Raw genomic sequence first — 15,028 nt, 5'->3', positions numbered from 1 at the left:
GTGAGTGCAGTCGTGTCCCTCTCGTCTCCAACCGCGCGCGACCCCGAGGTGCACGTCGTCACTCCTCGGAAACGCAGACCAGCGATTCTACATGACTCGCTGGTGGCCCTCCGCGCAGGTGACGACAGGCTCGGTACGCGGGTCACGAGCGCGTGGGTCTGCCTCGACGTCGACAGTCTCTAAGCCCATGTGAGTACTGCTGTTCCCTCTTGATTTACTCGGCTTCGCTGAAATCCTAGTTTAGGAATATCACATTGTGTGAATTGTACCTACAGAACTCACCCTTTGAGGCAACCCCTTACAATAACTGTCTGCGAGACACAGGTAACCCTTCTGAAGCACTTAATTGTCCTAGTCCCCCACCAGATCTTTTGGCTAAGATAGCAAACTTAATAACTTAGTTCCAATTTATATATCTGGTAAGAATAAATGAAAATAATATCGGAAACGTTTGTGCTCTTCACCATCAGTCTGTTACTCATGACTGCTGGCTGTTCAACGCTCGCCGGATCCAGCCCGGAATCAACCCCGACGCCCGAACCGACTGTAACAGAAATACCAACACCAGAACCAGTTGTCACAGAAACACCAACGCCAACACCCACAGAAACCGAGACACAAACTCCTGAACACACTCCCATGGAGACAGAGTCTGATCTTCTCGCTGAACGACGACAAAGATACGCAGCCTTCAATGAGACGTATCGCTTCCTGCTCCGGGACACTGGTACGGAAGTTATGATACTGGACTCACAGGCATATCCCAAAAACGAGACGTATCATCTCACCTACCAGCTGAACGCGTCAATGAACCACTCCGAAAAGGTGGCCATCCGTCGGGATGTTGCTATCTCGTATATCGTCGTCGCGGACAGCTGGAACACAGATGAGTATCCGGACAAGGACCACACATGGCTCCCGGATACGGTTTGCCTTACGGGTGTTACTGCGGACGGGACGGTGTACGGCCACAATTACATCAGGTATAACTGGGCTTTCAAGTACAACGAAGGACTCTGGAGTAGTCTGGTTTATATGGGTCACTATGGTGGGACCCTCGAAAAGGGACCAGCCGATCCGGACTACGGAAGCAATGAAACCGGTGCAGATCCTGATTATCCAGAACCGTACGATAGCGTCTGCCGTGGAACCTGACGCTACTCTCAGTCTTGACGATATCTGCGTCACACTCCTCTCTCGGGCATGAATCAGGAGTCTCCGACATTCGTGTTCCTCACCCGCCAGGGACACACAAAATCCGGTTCGACGAAAACTGACTGCCGCAGCTCTCCCTCAGAAGTGGACGTCGGCGGGGACGATCCAGAGGGTATCACTCTCGTCCAGAAGCCGGTCAAGCTGCGTCCGATCGCGAATCCCGCATCCGTGTTCCTCGTACAGTGCAATCTCTGGGCCTTTGGCGGCTCCGACTCTCTGGAACGCACATCGAGCGAGGTCTTTGTCGCGCATAATCTCCTCGTCTGAAAGCTCGTCGAGGGCGTCTTTGACCGTCTGGAGATTACGCTCGAACGCTGACTTCGTTGTCTCCCAGCCATCGCCAAGGAGTTCTTGGCCGACCTCGGAGTCGACCGGAGCCGCGGTCGGACGCTCGCCCCACCGGGATTTGCCTGCGACGGTGGAACTCTCGTCGAACGTGACGTAGTAGTCGAACACTGCGTTTGAGTGCCTGTCGACGCCGACTAGGTTGTCGAAAACACCTTTGCCAGCGGCGAGTGCTGCGTCTGCTGTCGATGCCTCAACGAGCGCGTAGGTGAGCATATGCATTGGTAGATCGTGACCTGCCGGCGCTCCACGCACTGCAGTCAGTGTGACGCCAGCACCCTCGTCGGCGCACACAAAAGTACGCCACACGAAGCCGGTCTGACATCGAGCCCCGCTCTCGAAGCTGGCGTCTTGCTTACAGGAGACGAGCGAGGGACTGCTTGAGACGACCCTTCACGCCGGATGTTGTGAGGACTTCAATCTCGACGACACAAGAACACAGTAGCAACAGCTCGCCACACGCGGGGCACTCCTCGTAGTCACAGAGCCGATGATGTATCTCGCCGTGCTCGACACCACACGCAGGACATGACTGGTCGCGCCACCGTTCGAGGTCGACGGTAACGACTGGTTCGTTGCTCTGGAGGACTTGTAGCTTGTACGCGAGATACTGGCTGCCCTCGCCCCACGGGATCGGGTCATGGGCTTGCCCGTCGACGTAGTACCGCTTGTCGACACACGCCGACGCTGACCGTGGCCGCCGGCAGTCGGGACAACACATCTATCTCTCACCTCGAGGACGCCCCTGAAACACCTCGCCACTCGTCTGTGCTCGTTGGTGCTGGGCACGAATGTCTGGTTGGTCGTCGGCTTCGGTGCTTGGAGACTGTTCGTCGACGGACTGCTGTTCGGTGCTCATGTTCGGGTAACCCCTCACCCCATCGGGGGGACACAAAATACGGGCGAGTATGCGACCGACAGCACTCAGGCCTCAGCGACGTCCCAGACAGAGAGATGACCGGTAGAACAGACGCCGGCGTGACGCCCGACGGCCATGCAGGGCCCGTACGCTCCGTCGACAGACGCGATGCGCTCGGCGTCGACGATCGGCGCGTCGCACTCGTCGGTTCTGCAGGTCATATACTGGGACGAGTCACTGGACATCACGCATCGCCCGCCATCGCTTGGTGACGGAGCTCGCTTTCGTCTGGTAGATCCCAGCCGTGGTACTCGCGAGCGATGTGGCGTGCTCGCTTGACGTTGCCTACGACGCCGGCCGCTGGAGACTGCTGTGCCTCAACGCGCTCTTTCAGGTACGCAGGATGGGTGCGTGTGTACGTGCCAAAGCCGAGGCCGTCTGGCCCGTTCTGAGCTCTATGAACACTGAGTCGATATATACAAAAGTCCGTATTTGATACTAAAATGTAGCATTTCATGCAGTGATTCATTTATGTCGAAACCTAATGTCAAATCTGTAGCTAAAGACGTCGCGATACTCGCAGTAGGCACATTCATCACCGGCGTTATTCTGGAGTTTCGAAATATCTCAACCCTTGACCTTGGAGTATATACTGTGGGGTGTCTAGTGATTCTCGCGTCCTCTTGGTTGATCTATCCCGGATCCGGTGAGGACCACACACTATACGATGGGCAACGGTTAAAATCGTATATTTTGACTGTTGTTGGAGTGTTTTTACTCACTCTTGCGATCCCTAAAGGGTGACAGCGCGGACACCGATCAGTATCAAGAGTGGCTGCAACAGGCCGGTTGGAACCCCGGAGATGCGCGGAACTGCTATGAAATCAGTATCAAAATATATGCCTCGGTTTTAGATATAGCGGCAACATAGGCTGGTACATACCCTGAATTAGTTCAGACATCCTCTTAAGTGCCGTGTTGAATAGCGGTCTCTGAACCGTGGTGAAGCTATGCTGGTCTTGAATCCACCACTGTCAGCAGCTCACAAGACGAATCAAATTGCGACCGAACACGAAGATCCCGCTATTCAACACAGCAGATTCCTCGGCTTCGTCCTTCTAACCCGTGATAACCACCGATTAGATCGCTATTCAACGCAGCAGGTTAATCGGTGATGGGGTCGATTATAATACCGTACACATATGCGAATATCGCTACCCCACCGATGAGATACTGGTGAGCGAATGGATATGCCACTGGCGCTTGATATGTGGGCCACATAGCCCAGATGATGACACCGACTCCAGCGCCAGTAAGTGCGCTCCAGACAGTATATGGAATCTGTTGTTTAGATGGGATTTTGTGCCAGCCGACATCCCATCCCATGAATAGTACTTCGACAATTGCTGCGAAGAGGAAGTGCCAGCTCAGTGCTAAGATAGTTAGTAGGATACCACGGGGTCTGATCCCGTTTGAAACGGAATAGTAACCTCCCTCAGACAGTAGATAGCCAGGCATGATAGGCTCGAACCATGGGAAGTGAACAACTAGACCGATAACCATCATCGAGACTAACGTAGTTCCTGTTGGGACCTCTCTGCCCCCTATGAGTCTTGTGTATGTGTAGGCCAGAGCGAGAGATGGACCAATCAAGACGAAATAGAATTTGAATGATCCATAGTATAGTAGATGGAAGGACTGGGAAGCCATGTAAACCGGCGTGTGCAGTGCTAGTAGAAAGAAGACACCGCCGGGGAGCCACGTCAGGGTCGGTGAGATATTCAGCCATTCGTCAACAGTTGGGATATCTTGGTCCTTATTTGGATATCGACTCACTGCAAGAACACTCATCAGCCCCCCTGACCCAGCGGCTGCAACTAGAGTGGCTGTTGGTACTGAAAGGTCTGTCACTACACTTTGGACAGTAATCGGTGCTGCGACTCCTCCTAGAATAGATAAAAAGACTCGGGGGAGACGGAGAAATCGCCAGAGGACTTTTATTTTCCGAAACGTCCCTGTGATAGCTAGTACCGATGGGATAGTGAACGACAAACGTAGCGATATGTCCGGTTCAATGACTCTTGATGCAGCAGTTGAATCACTCAGCGCGTTGTACTGCCCCCTACTGAGAAACGCAGTAGCGATACAGCCAACTATAACTGCAAAGAGGTGGAAAATCCTTGACCGACTAGGGGGTCGTTTTGGAAACGCTTTGACGCCAAGGTAGCCCCCTCCCCTGAAGCCATAAAATGGCTCCCAGCTTGTGAACTCTTCCCAAGCCTGTTGATGTATCTTTGTCCTGTCGTCAACAGTCTTCTCACCAGATTCTGTTTCTGCTTTCGTCTCAGAGCTGGTTTGCTTTCGTTGATGCTGTTCTTTGTCACTCGCAGACTCTTGATTACCCGTTGAGCTACCTGCTCTGTTAGTACGCCAGTCGTTACTGACTTCCCGATTACGTGTCTGGCCGTGGGTTTCGTTTTGCCAGCTTGACTGGGTGGCTTGCGATTTACTCTCCGTCCTTGACTCCGATCGAGAGTTTGGTGACGAGTTGTGAGCGTCCGTAGCGTTACCGGTGGGGCTGGTTGACTGGGTATTGCCACCCTGAGTTGTGGATGAGTTGGATTGTGATGATTTGGATGTTTCAGCGGCGAGAAGAACCTTGCGTGCTTTTTTCACTTCCAGAAACTTCTTGCGAGCGTTTGGCAGATCTGACGTATCCGGGTGGTATTCTTTTGATTTCTCCCTGAATGCCTTTTGGATATCGTCGTCATCGAGATACCTATTCTGCGGGAGGTCAAGTACGTTACGCGCTGTATTACTGTCCATCGATAGCTATCGGTGAAGAGCGGGAAGGTCAGGATTCGTGCCCCCGAGCGTCTCTTCTTCTCTATTAAATCGAGTTTCGATTTCGGTCGTGTCCGATACATCTGCATCAAGTGAAACGGCAGTGAAAGTGATAATTCCGTCAGAATCGATCTCCATAGTGGCACGCTGGCTGTACTCGTCTAATTCTTTCGGCGGGTACGGGCCAAGAACGAGTTCGCCGATTTCGTCGTTTCCTTCGAGTGTCCCTTCGTCCCCCTGGTAGATTGTGAACCTCGTTTTAGTTTGGTGTGCTCGAACAGGGGTGACGTTGATTTCAGCACGTGCTGGGATTGACTCCCCGCTTTGTATGAGCGGTTGGAAGTAGGTATCGTTCGTTCTTGGCTCCTGAAGCTCAACGCCAAGTGTCCGGGGCAGTGCATCAATAAGGATTGGGTTTGAACCCTCGTTGATAGCGGCTTCCCCTTGGGATGCTTCGGTAGATGGAACAATATTTGTGGTAGAAACTGCTGGAACTTCGATGTCATTCAAGATGGCTGCCTGTGTAGCGGCCCCTAACGCAACGATCTGGTCTGGGTTGAGGTCTGTCCGAGGCTCCTGCCCGAAGAACTGCTCGACGGCAGACCTGATGGCGGGTATCCGAGTAGCTCCGCCAACCAAGAGGACGTCGTCGAATTGACTGGGGGTGAGTCCAAGGTCGTTGAGGAATCCGTTCATGATGTCGATTGTTTCTTGAGTTGGGCCGGCAGTGATCTCAGCAAATTCTCCCCGGGTTATGTTCAACTCATAATCAATGGTGTCCCCATTCTGAAGTTCAAGGAAGGGGAGTTGATGAATTGCCGATGTTCGGCTCGATAACTCGTGTTTGACTTCTTTCGCTGCTCCGAATAGTCGCTGATTAACCTTCGGATTATTAAGAGCAGGAGGACTCCCGTATTCGTCTGCAATGGTATCAGCAACCCAATTAACTATGAGACTATCGTAGTCGTCGCCCCCAAGATCAGTCGCTCCGTCGACGCCTAAAGTTTCAATGACACCGTCATCGATCTTCACGGCCGAGCAGTCGAAGGTGCCACCGCCAAGGTCGTAAACGAGGACCCGCTTTCCGGCTGTAGATTGGAGCCCATAGGCGAGACAGGCGGCTGTCGGCTCTGGAAGCACGCGGTCGACATCGATCCCAGCAATTTCCCCGGCTCGTTTGGTAGCGCGGCGCTGTGCATCTGAAAAATATGCTGGGACGGTAATGACGGCGTTAGAGAGGGGTCGATTCAGTTCATTTCCGGCGTCTTCAATGAGTTTCTTGAGGATGAGGCCACTGATTTCTTCGGGATGATATTGATCTGGTCCAAGTGAGAACGTTTCGTCTGTCCCCATGTGGCGCTTGACTGATTTGACCGTCTTCTCAGGATGGTGAATGGCTCGATTATCGGCCTGCCTGCCGGCAAACACACTCTGGGAGTCTTGATCGTAGCTGACGACTGAGGGCGTTTTCTTGTCTCCACGCGCATTTGGGACAACCTCAAATCCGCCGTCGGAGACGGTTGCGACGACACTGTTGGTAGTGCCGAGGTCAATCCCGATTGGAAGATTGGATAGTGTCATTATAACAAGAATGCTACATTAACACTGCATTATCTTGAGTGGTTTTCATGTATATGTCGTATTATCATTTTATACGAAAAATATTTTGCTCTACTTCTTACGTCTGCTATCAATTATAAGATCTAGATTGTAGATCCGGATTTATTACGAGTAGTGTCCGCTATATCTTATTTTAACGTTTCCATCTTATTTCAGTTAGGAAAACTGGTAGCTGCGATCTATAAATTTATCACTTAGAAATCGTGAGTGTAGTGTTAATAACGGCCGCGCCAAGATTATCATATTAGATATTATCTCGGAACATGGCAAACATTTATTGTAACTACAGTTGTATAAATAGCAAGTATAAATATGAGTGAGCAAGTCGATCCCGTCTCATTCAGCTATCAAAAGAACACGTTGGAAGCGAAGCCCCAATTCTCTAAAGTTCTTAATTACATAACCGAAGGTGAGCAGTTCAGTCAGACAATAATCCAACTGGGTATACTTACCGAACAGCTGTATACTTTAGAGAAATATATAGTTCTTGAAACAAATAATCGCACGACTACAAACAATGATTTCAGGCTTGAAACGAAGCGGGATGATGAGCTAATAAAAAGAGAAGCAACAAAGATAGAAAGAACAGTATTGGGGGAAGCTCGTCATGTTGAGATCAATATGAGTGAGTATTCTGAGCGCACGTTGCACGCGGTACAGTGGCTCCTATCGAAACTAAGCCAGGATTTTGATGATAGGAGAAAAGAGGCAATTGGAACGTTTTGTGCGGAGACCGGTCTCAACGGAATCTTTGAAGAGCCTGAGCGGAACGAACAATCGCGATCTACAAACAGTGAGCCCCTCCAATCGCATCTCTACAATAATCAAAAGATGCCACACGTAGGGCAGCTATAGATGGCGATGAGGAAGATAGATATCGTCTCACGAGTTCCACAGATCGACTCAATCATATGTTTTTGCGAACCCCACAGTACCGAGTACGGTAATAAAGTCTATGTCACCTGCCCATACAGAGCTAAAGGCGCACTCAAAGATTTGGACTGGAGTGAGACTCACAGACAATGGGATTCCGAAGATGAAATGTGGCAGATTGATCTGAGCGGACTTGCATATGCAGCCGAAACCCTCGCAAAAAAGGGGTACAACTTGGCTGTTACAGAGGATGTAGCAGCAGAAGTCTTGGATGAGCCAGACCCGGAGATTGAATTCGGATAGGTGCTAAGATAAGAGAACGATCGCGGAGTAGCGCCTATTTTCCCACACCACACCTTTTATCGACGGAATTTGCTGAAATCCAGTAGAGTAGCGACTGGCCCACGATATAAACCGGCTCCGGCAAGAGATCCACTTGCATTGATTTGAACTCAACCAGATCTAACCGCTGATTCTCGGATCAATTCACCAGTCAAGAAGGATACTGAGTTTGTGAAGCATTTCACAGCCTGTTAGTCGCTTGGAGGTAATCAAGCGTAACTCACCACACTACCAGTGCTCTCCTGTACTCACTGTAGTCATATCTAGTCTTACTGGAATTCGTACGGTAATGAAATAGCATTTTTTATACATTTCATGGCAACTTTTTACCGTGTATATATAGACGTATTACTGTGGATTTCATACCGACCGAAGTCGATACAGGGCAGAGAGGTAGTGAGGCTGAGTTGCCGGTCTGGGACGCAATCAAAAGCGCGTTCGGAGCGGACGATCTGGGTATAGCCTACTACAAGTATCCAGTCATCGACAAGAGCGGTGAGGACTATGATCGAGAACCTGATTTTGTGGTTCTGCATCAAGAGCTGGGGCTCATTGTTATCGAGTGTAAAGGCTACCAGATCGACCACATTGATACAATCCAGGGACAGGTATGGAATCTCCAGGGACTAACCCAGTCGAAGGCGAAACCTCATCCACAAGCCCGGGATCAGGCGTTTAAGATTCGGTCGTATTTCGCTCGGGAAAGCGAACTCACTGACGAGATGGGCCGGTGTAAGATTCCAGTGAACGTGTTCATTGCGCTCCCCAACATCTCGCGTGAGGAGTGGACCGAATGCGGGTATGATGAACTCCCGTCGACACCTCGGGTACTCACCTCAGACGACCTTTCGCCCCAGTCACTTCGTGACCAGTTAAACAAGACACCGAAGATGGAGGCACTCTCCAGTGAGGAATTCCGTGCTGCTCGGTCAGTCCTCGGTGGTGGAACCGTCATCGGCAACGAGGGAACTGCTGCACCACCAGATCCAACCACCAAAGGAGAGCTCTATGATACAGTCGAACAGCGCCTCCCGAAGCTTGATCAAAAACAAGAGGAAATCGGGATTCAGATTCCCCCCGGCCCTCAGCGAATTCGGGGTATTGCAGGCTCTGGCAAAACCATTCTGATGGCGATGAAGGCAGCCCGGATGCACGCAAAACATCCAGAGTGGGATATTGCGGTCACGTTTATGACCAAGAGTCTCTATCCCCAGATCCAGAGTCTTATTTCTCGCTTCTACTGGCATTTCGCAGAGGAAGAGCCAAACTGGAACAAATTGCGACTGCTCCACGGCTGGGGTGGCCACACAGTGCTTGATGGGATGTACTATGTTCTTTCACAGAACACGCAAACACACGAATTCCTCAACGTCGGCGACGCTCGTGCTCGGTTTGGCCGATTCGAAAAAACACCGGACTTGCTTGATTCCTGCTGTGGCTCTCTTATCGAATCGGGAGAAGTCCCCACGATGTTCGATGCGGTCTTGATCGACGAGGCCCAAGATTTCCTCCCGAATTTCTTCAAAATGTGTCGCGAAGCACTTCGCGAGCCCAAACGACTTGTCTGGGCGTATGATGAGGCCCAGAGCCTGAACTCACTCACGGCACCTCGATCCGAGAATATCTTCGGGACTAACGATGATGGCGAGTTGCTTGTTGATCTGAGCGGGTCATATGAGGGTGGTATCCAGAAGTCCCAGATAATGCGGAAAGCGTACCGCTCACCGCGAGAGGTTCTCATGGCGGCCCACTACTTTGGAATGGGGCTGAAACGAGAGCAGGGTGCCGTGCAAGCGATCACAACAAAGCCCGGCTGGGAAAATCTCGGATACGAGGTCGTTGATGGTGACTTCCGCCGCACAGGCGAGGATGTCCGAATTCGTCGCCCTGAAGAGAATTCGCCACATCCGCTGAGCGAACACGAAGAGGCTCGTCCATTCGTCCGCTTCTCCGCTGCTGAGACGAAACGCGAGGAAATAGAACTGATTGCTGAGAGTATCTCACAGGATATTACGGCTCACGGGCTTGACCCAGAGCAGATCATGGTCATTCTCTTGGATCGAGAAACACAGGAGAATGCGGATGAGCCGACGGATCGTCTCGATGAAGCCACGGCTGATGATATCGTCTTCAACCGAGTGTGGGACGGTGAATCGAGCGTGTTCGCGGTCGACGATGAAGTAACCGTTACTCGGATCAACCGTGCGAAAGGGAACGAAGCGGCAATGGTCTATATTTCTGGGTTAGAGCACGTTGACAATGTCTCTAGTGGGCAATCACTGGTCCGGCGACGCAATCAGGCCTTTGTCGCGATGACTCGGACTCGTGGGTGGTGTCACGTTACTGGGACTGGTTCGTGCGACGCGTTCGATGAGATGCGATCAGTGCTTGATGGGGTCACGGCAGATGAGCCTGAAATGGTTTTCCCCGCTCCTGATCCACAGTCACTTGAAAACGAAATGGAAGCAGAACCCGAACCAACGACACTCACTGATTTCCTCCCAGAGGAGGAGTAGTCCGTGTTGGTCATCTCGGGTGGGTTCAATTGACCGATGGGGAAACCGAGACTGTAGGAGCGGCGGCTGAGGAGTGGCGAGGTAGATCTGCTATCATCTATATGGGTTCTTTTCAATGTCCCAGCGTCGCTCAGACATATCTGCTCGCGGGTTAGGATAGCTGCGATACGTTCGATATCATCTGGTAGAGCCACTTGCGGACCTCCGGTGATTCAGGGCAAGTGGAAATCGATGATTTGTACATAGCTGAAGATGCTGACGAGCAACACTACGCAATCGTTGGCGAGGGTAAAGGAGAGGGTGAGAAATTTTCCCGTAATCAGATCTTCAGAAATGTGCAGGCCGTCCGAGGGAAAGAGGAATATCCTGCAGCGGTGAAAGCGCTCGGTATCAAAGCAAACGACAACGAGACGTTCTCGATAGTGGAATTTGCAGTTCCGCATAATCCAGATGAGACTGTGGAGATTGAGCGGGTCTGGGAATACTCATTGCCGGATTCAGACCACGAAAGACTCGATAACTTCTAATTGAACGGTGAGCTGAAAGAGTTCTTCGACCCTTTTAATTCGAATAGGAGGTTTTGACCCCTCTATCTCATCTTCGTCATGGCTGGACCTTCGCTCCTGATGGCGTCGGCTGCAGTGTCAATCCAGCCAGCGCTAACTCCCGCAACACCTCGGGCGGCACACTCTCAGCATCACGCAACACAGCATCGAGCGTTCACACATTGTACTAACTGGCGTTCGGCGCGAGCATATCTACGGACTCAGTCCCCACTCCGTCACGAATCGCCCTTGTAGTTCGATGAACGCACTACCGCTCCACTACAGTATCTCGCATACTTCCGGGTGGCATTTTCATCCTTGCTACAGCTGGATAGCTCGGCCTCCCTTAGCCTGTATCGACTCCAGATTAATTGCCGTTCAGCTAGATACGTGTTTAGCTTTACAAATAATGCTGAAAGATTATTTATTTCCGTGCTGCATGAATACTGTGTCTCGTTCAACAGACCTACTTGGCGTTACGGTGGCGGTTATCCTCATAATTGGGTTTACTCCAGCAACGGCGACTGCACAGCCGTCGGCATATAGCTCAGACAGCTGTGACGAAAGTGAGATACCAGGACCGACCGAAGCATGTCCCGAGACTACTGATTTCAGCGATAGTGGCGTTACTGCTGACGGCCAGGTAGTTGTGTCAACCGATACCTCGGAACTTTCTGAGGAATGTCTGGCTGCACAGCGTCGGTCCGCCGACCGAATTCAGGGTGGGCCGGGTGGTGCAAGTTGGCTCCTCATTATTTCTCAAGGGCTGGCGTGGTACGACATCTCCTCAAGCTGTCCCTGAATCAGTACGGACTCTGCTTCATCCAGTGTTTTCATCTAGTCTAACAATTACTGTGCTTATCGCACCCTATGGCGTACTAACTGACGGTGCCGAGTGGCTTGACCTTGGTTCACTGGACAATTGCGGCCGAACCTCGAATCGGGTTATCCGTAAGCATTGTTCGCTGGCTTCCGTGAGATGGCGACGAAGACAAACTCGCTGGTAGATCGCCTTCGGACGCTGACGTTGCCAACCGTCGACGACGTTCGCGATGGACTGGCGAGTTACATGGAGACAGTCGGGCGAGCTGACGAGTTGGAGGCAAGATTGAGCGGACTGACGACTTGATTGATGAGATCGTCTACGAGCTGTATGGGTTGACCGACGAGGAAATCGAGATTATCGAAGACGCGGTTGGGGAGTGAACGGTCCGCTGGATTGTAGCTAACCAACACAGAGCCATAACTGCCCCAGTTGTTGGTTAGCCGTGCTGCATATCGAGACAAACCAGTTCTCAGAGGGTGGGCTATGGCGCGTATCCCGACGACATGCCGGTCGTTAGATGAGATGCTCTATGGACTCGCCGTCCCGGGCTAACTCGGACTGCTCAGGCGAGACATCTGTATTACGCTCGGAGAATGACTCCGGTGAGACGGCCTCTTGCATCGCGTTGAGCTTTGACCGCAGTTGGCCGCTCGTCGAGCGCACCAGTTCATCGTCTGGCCAGGAGTGCACTTCGAGCCCGTCGAAGCGCGTTGCGACCTGCTGGACCGTGTTCAGTTGCTCAAGAGCATACTCGACCCAGTACTGATGGCTGTCTTGCATCTGTTGGAGTTCGGTGACAACGTCGCCGTAGCCGGCTTGCTCGGCGGCGTCGAGACACTGCTGGAAGTTCTGGCCCCTCGGGTTGATTGGTTCGTGGAAGACGACAACCTCACCGAGCGCTCTGAAGTAGCTGAGTAGCTCGTGAAAGTCGTCTTCGCCCATCGTCGGGTATGTCGGCGACATTGAGACGAACACCGACACACCGGCCTGCTGGAGTTCGTCTAACGCCTGCCAGCGAGTCATCGGAGGTGGGGCGTTCGGTTCCATCGCCCTGACGAGTGTGGCATCGAACGAGGGAATCGACGAGCCAACGGTAATGTGGTCACCGGCGGCTTGGAAGAGGTCGATATCCCGAGTCACGGCAGGGCTTCGCGTGAGAATTCGGATGGGAATATCGTGTGTGATGAGTTCGGCGACAGCGCCACGTGTGATCTGAGCCGTCCGTCGGTCCTGGTAACAGTCAGTGCCGCTGGACAGCATCACAACGCCCCGACCGCGCTCAGTCTGCTTGCGCTCACTGGGATCACGTTCGTCGAGGATGTTCTCCAGTCGCTCTGGGAGGTCGTCCCGGTACAGCAGATAGCTCCCCCAGTCGGTCTGTGGATCGTCGACATTAGCCTGCTCAGCGAGCATCTCATCGCGACTGTCGATAGCCGGCGTGGTTGGCACGTAGCAGAACTCACAGCCGTGCCGGCATCCGGTGGCGACGTTGATAACGTGGTCACAGAGACTCTTGGTGTGGAGATGGGATTCGCTCATCACCGACTTCGTTGGGTCAGTGTTGACCGTAATCCCATGCTCGTCGTGGCTTTCGGTGTCAGTGGCACAGTCCCAACATAGCAGGTCACCCTGTGGATTGGCGGCAAAGCGGTCGTTGATTTCGTCGTTGCACTGTGTACACAGCAGCCCGGCTTGCCAGAGGTCGAGCCGTTCAGTTGGGACACCGTGTTGTCGTGAGAGTTCGCGAAGCGTGTCGAGTGTCGGATGGTCGTCGAACGTGGCGACCGTCTCCCCGGCGTGTTCGACGGCGTATGTCCGTTCGAACCAGCTATCGCCGGTGTCCCAAGTGAGTTCCATTCGTCTTTCTCCTACCTGTCTTTTTATACTGGACCCCATTAGAAGTCAGCCACGCGGAGTGAAAGTGAAACTGGAAGTTGAACTGTGTTGCACACATTTATATCTAGTAGTAGACGAGAAAGACAAGATAACATATGACAGACGACCACGAAGACGTTCGGACGGGAGAAGACCCTACGAAGGCGATTCTCAGCGAATCGGGGCTCAACAGCAAGCATCTGTGTGACTACGTTGTCAACGTAGCGACAGGCTGTCGGCATGGCTGCAAGTTCTGCTATGTTCCCTCGACGCCGAACATTCGAGCGCGGCCGGATATGCTCGAAGAAGAGGCTGACGTTGATAACGGGCAGAAAGAGTGGGGAAGCTACGTGCTCTATCGCGACGGACTGGGTGAACGGCTTGACGAGCATCTAGACCGGAAGCGTTCTTGGAATCCAACCAAGCGAGGACAGGGCGTTGTTGGAGTCTCTTTTTCTACTGATTGCTATATGGATGGTCGTGCGGGGAAGATTACCCGCAATGTCGTGGATGCATTAACCAGTCATGAAAAACACACACGGGTCCTAACGCGGAATCCGATTCTGGCGTTGCAGGATCTGGATGTATTTCAGGATGGGGGCGAGCACGTCACCATCGGCTCATCGATTCCGTGTATGGATGCCGATCAAGTCGGAGCAATTGAGCCAAGTGCGCCAGCGCCGGAGTTGCGGTTGAAGGGCCTGAAAGAATTCAACGAACATGGCGTTCAGACGTTCGTCAGCATGAGTCCGACTTATCCCACGCAAGACAAAGCTGACCTTCGGGAGCAGTTGGAGCGGGTTGCTGAGTGTGATCCGGCTGTAGTATTTCACGAGCCGATTAATCCCCGTGGCGGGAACTTCGAGATGACTGTCGAGGCAGCGCGGGACGCTGGTGAAACGGAGTTAGCTGAAGAGTTGGATACGTTGCGATCTCGTGAGCGGTGGGTCAAGTATGCGACGAATCACCTACGATGGGTTCAGGAGATTGGGCGTGAGCTCGACCTACCGGTCCATCTGTGGCCCGATAAGCAACTGATCAAGCACGTCGATGAAGAGACAGCGGCTTGGATGCAGCATTGGCGGGAGCGCCAGTCGCCTGAAGAGTTTGCGGGACGGGATGTGCCGCAGGAGCCTGCGCCTGCCACTCCTGTCGGAGTAGAGTAGTG

General features: G+C 52.5%; 13 protein-coding genes and 1 pseudogene. 7 read left to right on the top strand and 7 right to left on the bottom strand.

Features of this window, described 5'->3' with window-relative positions; translation table 11 throughout:
• The first annotated feature begins 429 nt into the window (after positions 1–429).
• The gene (locus BVU17_17755; protein AUG49428.1) at positions 430–1,155 is read left to right on the top strand and encodes a hypothetical protein; all 726 of its coding nucleotides are present in this window, start codon (positions 430–432) and stop codon (positions 1,153–1,155) included.
• A gap of 138 nt (positions 1,156–1,293) precedes the next feature.
• Here the strand turns inward: BVU17_17755 and BVU17_17750 are convergent, their stop codons facing one another.
• The 6 genes from BVU17_17750 to BVU17_17725 form a co-directional block, all read right to left on the bottom strand.
• On the bottom strand, positions 1,294–1,782 hold the full coding sequence (locus BVU17_17750; GenBank protein AUG49427.1) for a hypothetical protein: 489 nt from the start codon (positions 1,780–1,782) through the stop codon (positions 1,294–1,296).
• A gap of 133 nt (positions 1,783–1,915) precedes the next feature.
• On the bottom strand, positions 1,916–2,281 hold the full coding sequence (locus tag BVU17_17745) for a hypothetical protein (GenBank protein ID AUG49426.1): 366 nt from the start codon (positions 2,279–2,281) through the stop codon (positions 1,916–1,918).
• Between the two features lie 203 nt (positions 2,282–2,484).
• Complete coding sequence (locus BVU17_17740; protein ID AUG49425.1) at positions 2,485–2,664, bottom strand: hypothetical protein; 180 nt, start codon at positions 2,662–2,664, stop codon at positions 2,485–2,487.
• Positions 2,664–2,924 (bottom strand): hypothetical protein, encoded by a 261-nt coding sequence (locus tag BVU17_17735; protein ID AUG49497.1) that lies wholly within the window; start codon positions 2,922–2,924, stop codon positions 2,664–2,666. The genes BVU17_17740 and BVU17_17735 overlap by 1 nt, the downstream gene beginning before the upstream one ends.
• 659 nt (positions 2,925–3,583) lie before the next feature.
• On the bottom strand, positions 3,584–5,245 hold the full coding sequence (locus BVU17_17730; protein ID AUG49424.1) for a hypothetical protein: 1,662 nt from the start codon (positions 5,243–5,245) through the stop codon (positions 3,584–3,586).
• Between the two features lie 6 nt (positions 5,246–5,251).
• Positions 5,252–6,844: a molecular chaperone DnaK gene (locus BVU17_17725; protein ID AUG49423.1), complete on the bottom strand. Its 1,593-nt coding sequence runs from the start codon at positions 6,842–6,844 to the stop codon at positions 5,252–5,254.
• Between the two features lie 351 nt (positions 6,845–7,195).
• Here BVU17_17725 and BVU17_17720 point away from each other — a divergent pair, with 351 nt between their 5' ends.
• The 5 genes and pseudogenes from BVU17_17720 (at position 7,196) to BVU17_17700 (ending at position 12,365) form a co-directional block, all read left to right on the top strand.
• Positions 7,196–7,738, top strand: a complete 543-nt coding sequence (locus BVU17_17720; protein AUG49422.1) for a hypothetical protein — start codon at positions 7,196–7,198, stop codon at positions 7,736–7,738.
• The gene (locus BVU17_17715) at positions 7,739–8,059 is read left to right on the top strand and encodes a hypothetical protein (protein AUG49421.1); all 321 of its coding nucleotides are present in this window, start codon (positions 7,739–7,741) and stop codon (positions 8,057–8,059) included.
• 392 nt (positions 8,060–8,451) lie between these two features.
• Positions 8,452–10,614, top strand: a complete 2,163-nt coding sequence (locus tag BVU17_17710; GenBank protein ID AUG49420.1) for a hypothetical protein — start codon at positions 8,452–8,454, stop codon at positions 10,612–10,614.
• A 221-nt stretch (positions 10,615–10,835) separates the two neighbouring features.
• Entirely contained in the window at positions 10,836–11,141 is a 306-nt protein-coding gene (locus BVU17_17705; GenBank protein ID AUG49419.1) for a hypothetical protein, read from the top strand.
• A gap of 1,087 nt (positions 11,142–12,228) precedes the next feature.
• A pseudogene (locus BVU17_17700) lies at positions 12,229–12,365 on the top strand (restriction endonuclease).
• Between the two features lie 133 nt (positions 12,366–12,498).
• Here the strand turns inward: BVU17_17700 and BVU17_17695 are convergent.
• A complete protein-coding gene (locus tag BVU17_17695) occupies positions 12,499–13,842 on the bottom strand; it encodes a radical SAM protein (protein AUG49418.1) in 1,344 nt (447 codons plus the stop codon).
• Positions 13,843–13,976: 134 nt separating this feature from the next.
• Here BVU17_17695 and BVU17_17690 point away from each other — a divergent pair, with 134 nt between their 5' ends.
• Positions 13,977–15,026 carry a radical SAM protein gene (locus BVU17_17690; protein ID AUG49417.1) on the top strand — a complete coding sequence of 350 codons (1,050 nt, stop codon included), beginning with the start codon at positions 13,977–13,979 and terminating at the stop codon, positions 15,024–15,026.
• Positions 15,027–15,028 lie beyond the last annotated feature (2 nt).

The organism is Haloarcula taiwanensis, assembly GCA_002844335.1.
Classification (GTDB): Archaea; Halobacteriota; Halobacteria; order Halobacteriales; family Haloarculaceae; genus Haloarcula; species Haloarcula taiwanensis.
The sequence above is the reverse complement of the archived record's forward strand: the minus strand, read 5'-3'. Positions and strand labels throughout refer to the sequence as shown.